This is a genomic window from Promicromonospora kroppenstedtii DSM 19349 (assembly GCF_000515355.1).
Lineage (GTDB): Bacteria > Actinomycetota > Actinomycetes > Actinomycetales > Cellulomonadaceae > Promicromonospora > Promicromonospora kroppenstedtii.
In genome coordinates this window covers 21,858-30,626 of the sequence record NZ_KI911625.1, presented here as the reverse complement: position 1 = coordinate 30,626, position 8,769 = coordinate 21,858, and the positions used below count along the sequence as shown (strand labels likewise).

Below are 8,769 nucleotides of genomic sequence, written 5' to 3'. Positions count from 1 at the left end.
GGCTCGGTCGTGGCGGCCCGCCCGGTCGTGGCGGCGGCCTGCCCGGCCTCCTACTCAGCCGCCTCCTCGGCCGCCGCGAGCTCCGCCCGCGAGCGCAGCACGCAGAACTCGTTGCCCTCCGGGTCGGCGAAGGTCACCCAGCCCGACCCCGGCCCGTAGATGCCGCGGTGGTCGTTCACGACGGTGGCGCCGAGCCCCTTGACCCGTTCGATCTCGACGTCGCGCAGGTCCGCACGCGGACGCAGGTCGAGATGCACCCGGTTCTTGACCGTCTTGGCCTCCGGCACCTCGATGAACAGGACATCGACCCCCTTGCCGTCGGGGTCGACGATCATGCACTCCTCATGGCCGGGCAGGTTGGGGTCGCCGGGCACGTCCTGGTATCCGAGCACCTGCTTCCACCACTCGGACAGCGCGTAGGGGTCGGACGAGTCCACGGTCACGTGCGAGACGAAAGAAGCCATGCCCGGGACCCTGACACAGCCGCCCCGGACAGGCCCAACGCATTAAGACCTCAGGGTGGTCGGCAGGACGTCAGGTGGTCGGCAGCCCGGAATGCCGACCACCTGACATTCTGCCGATCACCGTGCGCCCGCCTTGCGGGCTGGACGGGCGGGGCGTGCCGGGCGAACGGGCGCGGGCGGGACGACCGGGTGGTGAGGCGGCGGCGGGAGGAGGTGCAGGGGTGTCAGTGCCTTGCGGGTGGCAGGCGAGAGGTGGCGGAGGACGCGGTCTTCCGCCTCGGCGGGTGTGTCCGACGAGGTCACGCGGACGACACCCCAGTCCTCCTCGCGGAGGTGGTCCTCGCGGCGTTTCTCGTCGAACAGCGCGCGGTCGGCGTCGTGACCGGGGCCCAGAGCGCCTCGGGTGTACTTGACGCGCCCGTCGAACTCGGCCAGCAGCCGGAACTCGGCCCAGCCCAGATCGGCACGGTAGTCGCCGTGCGGCGTGTGTACCTGGAGCTGTGTGGTCGGTCGAGGCAGGCCGGCCCGCAGCACGATGTACCGCAACCAGGTCTCCCACGCGGATTCCGCCCCCGGGTCCGCCAGCTCGAGCACCAGCCGTGCCCGACGCCGCCCGCGTGGGTCACGCCGGGCGTCCAGCACGGCCAGGGCGGCGGCCCGGTCCGTCCCGAGCGCGAGCGCGTGGTCCGCGATGACGAGCGCGAGCAGCGGGTGCAGCGCGACGCAGCAGTCGACGACCGTACGCTCCAGGCTCGTGGTCGCCACGCCGTCGATCACGACCTTCTCGTCGTCGGTGAGGCCGAGCCGGTGGCGTGCGATGTCGCCGGCCGAGGCCGACGACGCACGGTACTTCTGCACGACGTGGACGCGGTCGGGCGGCTGCCACAGCCGGAGCCCGTGCAGCAGAGCGGCCGACTCGTGACTCACCCACGCATCGCGAAGCTGCGCGGAGACCGCCAGCGTGCGCGCCAGGGCCTGGTCGTCGGCATCACGGAAACGGTCGCCGGTCGACGGCTGCCGAGAGCGATAGGCACCTCGGCGGACCTTCTCCGCCCGGTTGGCGCGAAGCGCCCGCCGCAGTGCTTCTCGGTCGTGGTGGCGAGCAAGGACGATCCCCGTCTGGTTCATGCCTCGACGGTGCCGTACATCCGCATGCCGCGGCGGCCGCGTTTCCTTCTCCTGTGCACGAACCCCGAAAACCGGCACCTGTGGTCGCGCTCCCCGTAGCCCAGCCCCTCACTGAGGGTCTCGCTGCGCCGCGAACGATCTGCCCTGCGCCCGGCATCAGCGTCGGCGTCAGCGTCAGCGATCAGCAAATGGTCGACAGAGCGTCGAGCGGCCGGCGCGGGCCGGGCGCTCGGCGGGGCGAGCCGGTCGGCAGAACGTCAGACGGTCGGCAGAAGGTCAGATGGTCGGCAGCTCGGAATACCGACCATCTGACATTCTGCCGACCACGCGGAAATGCCCTGCCGCAACCAGGCCTCAGCAGGCCCCAGCACCCGGACCGCCCAACGGAACGGTCAGCTCGGAGCGGCCTTGCCGTGCCGCCAGTAGCCCACGAAGTCGACGTGCGACTTGGGCACCCCGCGCTCGCCCACGAGGTGTCGGCGCGCACCCGTGGCCAGGGCCGACTCACCGATCGTGAAGGCGTAGACGTCGCCGCCGTGCGCCGACAGGTCCAGGGCGCACAGGTCCGCGAGCGCCGCCTGGCCCGGGACGGCCTGCGCGCCGTCCGGTCCGGCCGTGCCGTCCCCGGCAGCCTCGGACCGCACCACCCAGCGCACCTCGACGCCGGACGGCGCGCGGAACTCCTGCTTGTCCGCGGCCGTGGGCACCTCGACGACGGCGACGCCGCGGGCGTCGTCGGGCAGGGACTCGCAGATGCCCGCGACGGCGGGAAGGCCGGACTCGTCGGTGACCAGGAGCGTCCAGTCGTGGTCGTGCCGCGGGTTGTAGGCGACACCCTGGTCGAGCAGGCCGACGCGCAGGCCCTGCTCGGCGGCCTGGGCGAACCCGGCCCCCGGCCCGGAGGCATGCACGGCGCCATGCCCGACGTCGTGCCCGCCCGCGGCGTCGTCGTCGCCCGCGTGCAGCACGAAGTCGACGTCGAGCTCGTTCAGGTCGGGGCGCGCTGCGCGGACCGTGTAGTTGCGCACCCAGGGTCGGCGGGCCCTGGGCGTGGTGAGGTACTCGGCGTACCAGAGCCCGGAGGTGCGCGTCGGCAGGCGGAGCATGTCCTGGCCGGCGCGCGGCAGGAAGAGGCGGAACCACTGGTCGTAGCCGGCGGGCGTGAACCGGTCGAGCTCGTCACCGCCCAGGGTCACGCGCATCATGTTCGGCGAGACCTGCTTGGTGCTGATGACCTCGGCCATCACGACGTGCGGGTCGACGGCCCTGCGCCCCTTGTATGCCATGCACTTAGGTTAGGCATACCTAACTGGTTTTGACCAGGTTTGCGTCGGGATCTACCCCACGCACGTTGCGGATGCCCACCAGGGACAGCAGCCCGCCGAGCACGAGCAGACCCGCGGTGACCAGGAACGCCCGGTGCAGCGAGGCGACGTCGAGCACGCCGCCCGTGATGATGCCCGCGAACGCCACGGTCACCAGGCCCGCCACCCGCGCGACGGCGTTGTTCACGGCGGAACCGATGCCGGCGTCGTGCGTCGGGACGGCGCCGAGGATGGCGGCCGTGAGGGGCGCGACCGTGATCGAGAGGCCGAGCCCGAACACGAGCTGACCCGGCAGCACCTGCGTGACGTAGGCGGCGGTCTCGTCGATCGAGAGCATCAGGAGGAAGCCGATGCCGGCGATGATCGGCCCCACGGTCATGAACAGCCGCGGCCCGTACCGGCCGGCGAGTGTGCCGAACCACGCGGACAGAGCGATCATCGCGATGGTGGTGGGCAGCTGCGCCACCCCCGACCATGTGGCGGAGTACCCGGCGACCTGCTGCAGGAACAGGGTGAGCACGAAGCCGCCCAGGGACAGCGCGCCGTAGATGGCGGTGGTGGCCAGGTTGCCCCAGGCGAAGTTGCGCGCGCCGAACAGGCGCAGCGGCAGCATCGGGTCGGCCGCGCGCCGCTGGTAGAGCACGAACGCCACCAGCAGCACGGCGCCCCCGATGATCGACGTGAGGATCAGCGGCGACGTCCACCCCAGCCGCGCCCCCTCGATCAGCCCGAACACGACGCCCGCGAGGCCGAGCGCGGCCAGCACCGCGCCGGGCACGTCGATACGCCGGCCGGGCTCGCCCTCCGCGGCGGGCACCCCGCGCAGCAGCCAGAGGGTCACGACGATGACGGGCACGTTGATCCAGAACACCCAGCGCCAGGACACGAAGTCGACCAGCATGCCGCCCACGAACGGGCCGACGATCATCGCGCCGGTGGTCAGCGACGTCCACCGGCCGATCGCGCGCGACTGCGCCTCGCCGCTGAACGTCGCGATGATGAGCGCCAGGGAGCTCGGCACCAGCAGGGCGCCGCCCACCCCCTGCAGGGCACGCGCGAGGACGAGGACCGGCCCCGTCGGCGCGAGCGCGCACAGCACGGAGGCGACCCCGAACCCGACGAGCCCGATCGCCAGCACGCGCCGTCGGCCGTAGACGTCGGAGACCGAGCCGGCCACCAGCATCAGCGCGCCGAGGGTGATGAGGTACGCGTCCACGACCCACTGCTGCAGGGGCAGCGCCTCCATGCCGGGACTCGCGAGCTCGTCCGCGATCGAGGGCAGGGCGACGCTCACCACCGTGCCGTCGAGGAAGGACACGAAGGAACCGAGGACGGCGACGACGAGGACTCGTCTCTGGAGCGTGGTCACGGCATCACGCTATGCCCGGCCACCCACATCCGCCCCGGGCGTCGCGAGGATTTCGCCCACCCTTTCCTGCGCCGCTCACTACGCCGCCCCGCGCATCGGGCACGATCGGCACATGGACCTGACCATCCGCCCTGGGACCGCCGACGACGCGGCCGCGTGCGCCGCCATCTACGCCTTCTACGTGCGCGACACCCACATCAGCTTCGAGGCCGAGCCGCCGGACACCGCCGAGATGGCGCGGCGCATCGCGAGCTGCTCGGAGCGCCACGCCTGGCTCGTCGCCGTCGATGCCGACACCGGCGCCGTCGTCGGCTACGCCTATGCCGCGCCCTACTCGCCGCGCGAGGCGTACCGGTGGGCGGCCGAGACGAGCGTCTACCTGGAGCACGGCCGACGCCGGACCGGCGCGGGCCGTGCCCTGTACGAGGCCCTCTTCGAGCGGCTCGCCGAGCGTGGCTACCGGCGCCTGGTGGCCGGCCTGGCCCTCCCGAACGAGGCGAGCATGGGTCTGCACACCGCGCTCGGGTTCGAGGTGGTCGGCACGTTCCACCAGATCGGCTGGAAGCACGACCGCTGGCATGACGTCGCACGTCTACAGAAGGACCTCGCGCCCACCCTGGGCGAGGCCCCGCCGTCGGGCGAGCCAGGCTGATCTACCTGGTCAGACGGTCGCCGTCAATTCCGCGCTGCGATCATCGCGCCCGTCCGGAACACGAAAGGATCCGGGCATGGACAGCATCGTCCGCGTCGCGACTCCCGACGACGCCGCAACCTGCGCCGCCATCTACGCCCCCTTCGTGGCCGACTCGGCGGCGACGTTCGAGACCCGCCCGCCGGACGCCCGCGAGATGACGCGGCGCATCGAGCGGTTCTTCGGCCGCGAGACGTGGCTCGTGCTCGAGTCGCACGGCGAGGTGGTGGGGTTCGCCTACGCCAAGCCGTTCGCGGACCGCCCGACGTTCCGCTGGACGCTCGAGACCAACGTGTACGTGGCGACCGACCACCAGCGCGTGGGCGGCGGGCGCGCGCTGTACGAGGCGCTCCTGACGCGGCTCGCGCGCCGTGGTTACCACCGTGTCGTGGCCAGCATCGTGCTGCCGAACGACCCCGCGATCGCACTGCACGAGGCCGTCGGCTTCCACCGCGCGGGCTCGTTCGAGAAGATCGGCTGGAAGCTGGGCGCGTGGCGCGACGCAGTCCTCTTCCAGCGCGACCTGGTGGCCGACGACGGCCTGGCCCCGGGCAACCGCACCGCCGACGCCGAGCTGCAGGGCCTGCTCACGCCGGAGCCCCTGGAGGTCACGCGCACCCCGCTGCTGCGCCCGCACCCGGCCGAGGACCAGGTCGCCTACTTCGGCGACTGAGCCGCAGCTCAGGCGCCAGCCGAGCAGAGCCTGAGCCCGTACCCGCGTTTTTGCGCTCGCCCCCTCCCCCGCCGGTTGCCTAGGGTCGCCTGCATGACTCCCACCGTGCGCCGGATCGAGTACACCGACCAGCCCGACTACACCCGGCTGGGCGGCGAGGCGTTCGGTGTGCCCGCGGCCGCCCCCACGGTGCCGACGAGCGAGGAGTGGGCCGCGTCGGGCTTCCGCGAGTGGGGCGCGTTCGACGACGACGGCCTGGCCGCCCGCCTGCGGGTCTACGGGTTCACGTCGTGGTTCCACGGCGAGCGCGTGCCGACGGCGGGTTTCGCGGGCGTGGCGGTGGAGCCCGAGCGGCGCGGCTCGGGGCATCTCGCGCGCCTGTTCGACGCCGCGCTCGACGAGGCCCGGCAGCAGGGTGACGTCCTCTCGACCCTGTTCCCCTCGGCGCCGGGCATCTACCGGCGCCTGGGTTACGAGGTGATCGGCTCGTTCGACGACGTCGACGTGCCGCTGCAGAACCTGAACCGCGTGGCCGCCCCCGCGGGGGTGACGACGCGCCGGGCCGGTACCGCCGACTTCGACGCCGTCGTCGCCGTGCACCGTCGCTGGGCCGCCGCGCAGAACGGGCCGGTGTCGCGGGCGGAGAAGCCGTTCTGGACGCCGCCGGAGAGGTTCTTCGCCGACTACACGGGCGTGACGCTGGCCGTCGACGCGGCGGGCGAGACGGTCGGCTTCGCGAGCTGGAACCGCGGCGAGGGGTACACGCCGACCACGACGGTCATGGAGATCGACGACCTGATCGCCCTGACCCCCGACGCGGCGCGAGCCCTGTGGCGCACGCTCGGCAGCTTTTCGACGGTGGTCGGCACGGCGCGCGTGGCGACGTCGGGCCTGGATCCCGCGTGGCTGGTGCTGCCCGACCTGTCCACCAGCGTGCACGCCGCGCACCCGTACATGCTGCGGGTCCTGGACGTCGCGGGTGCGCTCGGCGGCCTGTCGTCGGTGCTGGAGGGCGCGCGCGTGCCGTTCGCCGTCCGCGGCGCGGCGGACCTGGCGGGCGCGTGGACCCTCACGGTGTCGGACGGCGTCACGCACCTGGAGCGGGACGTCGTCGCCGTCGAGGACGCGCACCACGAGCGTCCGGTGCTCAGCCCCAACGGCCTGGCGCTGCTGTACGCGGGCGCGCAGTCGGCGGCGAACCTGCGGATCGGGGGCCACCTGACCGGCCCGGCCGACCACGACGCCGTCCTGACGGCCCTCTTCGCGGGCCGCCAGCTCCACGTCCGCGACTACTTCTGACGGGGCCCGCCCGGGCCGGGCGGATAATCGGCACGTGGAGATCCCTGTCGCCTGGTCCGTCGTGCTCATCGTCACCGCCCTGTGGAACCTGCTCATCTGGCCGCGGTTCTGGCAGCGCATCGTCGCTGACCCCCGGTCGCGGGACGCCGACGGCCGCCCCACGAAGTTCCTCACCGTGCACTCCGTGCTGATCGCCGTCTCGCTCGTCCTCGGGCTGGCGGTCGGCGTCCTGGGCGTGCTCACCCTGCTCTGACGCGCCCCGTCCCGGCACGTCACCGGCCTTTTTCGGTTGTCACCATACCTGGAGGTAGGTATGGTGCGGGCATGAGCACCACCACCTCCGCGCGCGACCGCCTCGTGGGCGCCGCACAGGACCTCTTCGCCGCCCAGGGCGTCGGGCCGACGAGCCCGCGCGCCGTGCTGGCGGCGTCGGGCGTGGGGCAGGGCAGCCTCTACCACCACTTCCCCACCAAGCACGACCTGGCCGTGGCCGCCGTCGGCGCCACCGTGGACGACGCGCTCACCCGCGCGCTGCGCACGCTCGGCGGCGACTCCCCCGCCGTCGAACGGCTGGTCGCCTACCTGGAACGGCCGCGCGACGCGCTGGCCGGCTGCAAGATCGGCCGCCTCACCTCCGACCAGGCGGTGATGGACGACGACGGCCTGCACGACGTGGTGACCGCCTACTTCGTGCGGCTGCTCGGCACGCTCACCCAGGTCCTGCGCGAGACCGGGCTGCCCGACGACGCCGCCCGCGACCGCGCGCACGCCGCCCTCGCGATCGTCCAGGGCGGCTACGTCCTGGCCCGCGCCACGCGGGACCCGGACGCCCTCGCCGCAGCGGTGCGCGGGTTCGTCGGCCTGCTGACCCACGACCTGCCGGACCAGAACCCACCGACCCAGGAGAACAACTGATGACCTTCCGCGAGCGCCTGCGCGCGCTGCCCGCCTTCGCCCGCACCGGCCTGCCGGCCTTCGACACCGCGGCCGCTCCCGCCGCCCCGCACGACCTGTTCGTGGCGTGGCTGGAGGGCGCGATCGACGCCGGGATCCTGGCCCCGCAGGCCGCGACGCTGTCGACGGCGGACGCCGCCGGGCGGGTGCACGCCCGCACGCTGGTGCTCAAGGAAGTGACGGCGGACGGCTGGTGGTTCGCCTCGCAGTCCTCGGGGCCGAAGGGGCGCGACCTGGCGGCCAACCCGCACGCGGCGCTGACGTTCTTCTGGCCGGAGCTCGGCCGGCAGGTGAAGGTGACGGGCACGGCGGCGTCGGCGGGGCCGGAGGCGAGCCGGGCCGACTTCCTGGCGCGGTCGGACCTGTCGCGCGCGTCGGGCCTGGTGAACCGGCAGAGCGAGCCGCTCGGCTCCCAGGAGGAGTACACGGACGCGTTCGCCGAGGCGCTGCGCGCCGTCACCACCGACCCGGAGCTCGCCGCCCCGGACTGGACCGCGTACGTGCTGGCCCCGACGTCGGTCGAGTTCTGGCAGGCGCCGGACGACGGACCGCACACCCGCCTGCTGTACACGGCGGAGGCCGATGGCTGGTCCAAGGGCCTGCTCTGGCCCTGACCCCTCTCGTGCCAGACGTACGGATCACTCCGGTGACCGGTACGTCTGACACATCGCGCGCGACCACCCGACGAAGGGAACCCCCTGTGACGACCCCCAGCACACCCTCCACCGCCACGCCCGGCGCTTCCGCACCCACCGGCGCCGACCTGGTCGACCACGCCCGCACCGACTCGGCGACCGGGCTGGACGCCCTGCTGCTCGCCGTCGGGCGGCTGACCGCCGACGACCTCGCCGGCCCGTCGCCCCTGG

10 protein-coding genes are annotated in these 8,769 nt (G+C 73.2%); 6 read left to right on the top strand and 4 right to left on the bottom strand.

Going from position 1 to position 8,769, the window contains the following annotated elements; all coding sequences use genetic code 11:
- Positions 1-50: 50 nt before the first annotated feature.
- The 4 genes from PROKR_RS05755 to PROKR_RS05740 all read right to left on the bottom strand — a co-directional run bounded on the left by PROKR_RS05755 (position 51) and on the right by PROKR_RS05740 (position 4,286).
- Positions 51-464 (bottom strand): VOC family protein, encoded by a 414-nt coding sequence (locus PROKR_RS05755; protein ID WP_036960483.1) that lies wholly within the window; start codon positions 462-464, stop codon positions 51-53.
- A 117-nt stretch (positions 465-581) separates the two neighbouring features.
- Complete coding sequence (locus tag PROKR_RS05750) at positions 582-1,391, bottom strand: hypothetical protein (RefSeq protein ID WP_157601904.1); 810 nt, start codon at positions 1,389-1,391, stop codon at positions 582-584.
- Positions 1,392-1,984: 593 nt separating this feature from the next.
- Complete coding sequence (locus PROKR_RS05745; protein WP_036960480.1) at positions 1,985-2,878, bottom strand: siderophore-interacting protein; 894 nt, start codon at positions 2,876-2,878, stop codon at positions 1,985-1,987.
- A 19-nt stretch (positions 2,879-2,897) separates the two neighbouring features.
- A complete protein-coding gene (locus PROKR_RS05740; protein ID WP_036960478.1) occupies positions 2,898-4,286 on the bottom strand; it encodes a DHA2 family efflux MFS transporter permease subunit in 1,389 nt (462 codons plus the stop codon).
- Between the two features lie 112 nt (positions 4,287-4,398).
- On the opposite strand from PROKR_RS05740, the gene PROKR_RS05735 reads away from it, so the two are divergent.
- From PROKR_RS05735 to PROKR_RS05710, 6 genes are all read left to right on the top strand, one after another.
- Complete coding sequence (locus PROKR_RS05735) at positions 4,399-4,938, top strand: GNAT family N-acetyltransferase (protein ID WP_036960476.1); 540 nt, start codon at positions 4,399-4,401, stop codon at positions 4,936-4,938.
- A gap of 76 nt (positions 4,939-5,014) precedes the next feature.
- Positions 5,015-5,650: a GNAT family N-acetyltransferase gene (locus tag PROKR_RS05730; protein ID WP_051432718.1), complete on the top strand. Its 636-nt coding sequence runs from the start codon at positions 5,015-5,017 to the stop codon at positions 5,648-5,650.
- Positions 5,651-5,743: 93 nt separating this feature from the next.
- Positions 5,744-6,949: a GNAT family N-acetyltransferase gene (locus PROKR_RS30560; protein WP_051432717.1), complete on the top strand. Its 1,206-nt coding sequence runs from the start codon at positions 5,744-5,746 to the stop codon at positions 6,947-6,949.
- 34 nt (positions 6,950-6,983) lie between these two features.
- Entirely contained in the window at positions 6,984-7,202 is a 219-nt protein-coding gene (locus PROKR_RS05720) for an SCO4848 family membrane protein (protein ID WP_036960473.1), read from the top strand.
- A 71-nt stretch (positions 7,203-7,273) separates the two neighbouring features.
- Positions 7,274-7,864, top strand: a complete 591-nt coding sequence (locus PROKR_RS05715) for a TetR/AcrR family transcriptional regulator (protein WP_051432716.1) — start codon at positions 7,274-7,276, stop codon at positions 7,862-7,864.
- Complete coding sequence (locus PROKR_RS05710; RefSeq protein ID WP_036960470.1) at positions 7,864-8,517, top strand: pyridoxine/pyridoxamine 5'-phosphate oxidase; 654 nt, start codon at positions 7,864-7,866, stop codon at positions 8,515-8,517. Before PROKR_RS05715 ends, PROKR_RS05710 begins: the two co-directional genes overlap by 1 nt.
- Positions 8,518-8,769: the final 252 nt, after the last annotated feature.

What these genes read in the sequence shown, in the direction of transcription:
- PROKR_RS05755 (WP_036960483.1), bottom strand. Translation starts at nt 464, where the DNA reads ATGGCTTCTTTCGTCTCGCACGTGACCGTGGACTCGTCCGACCCCTAC.
- PROKR_RS05710 (WP_036960470.1), top strand. Translation starts at nt 7,864, where the DNA reads ATGACCTTCCGCGAGCGCCTGCGCGCGCTGCCCGCCTTCGCCCGCACC.
- PROKR_RS30560 (WP_051432717.1), top strand. Translation starts at nt 5,744, where the DNA reads ATGACTCCCACCGTGCGCCGGATCGAGTACACCGACCAGCCCGACTAC.
- PROKR_RS05715 (WP_051432716.1), top strand. Translation starts at nt 7,274, where the DNA reads ATGAGCACCACCACCTCCGCGCGCGACCGCCTCGTGGGCGCCGCACAG.
- PROKR_RS05745 (WP_036960480.1), bottom strand. Translation starts at nt 2,878, where the DNA reads ATGGCATACAAGGGGCGCAGGGCCGTCGACCCGCACGTCGTGATGGCC.
- PROKR_RS05735 (WP_036960476.1), top strand. Translation starts at nt 4,399, where the DNA reads ATGGACCTGACCATCCGCCCTGGGACCGCCGACGACGCGGCCGCGTGC.
- PROKR_RS05730 (WP_051432718.1), top strand. Translation starts at nt 5,015, where the DNA reads ATGGACAGCATCGTCCGCGTCGCGACTCCCGACGACGCCGCAACCTGC.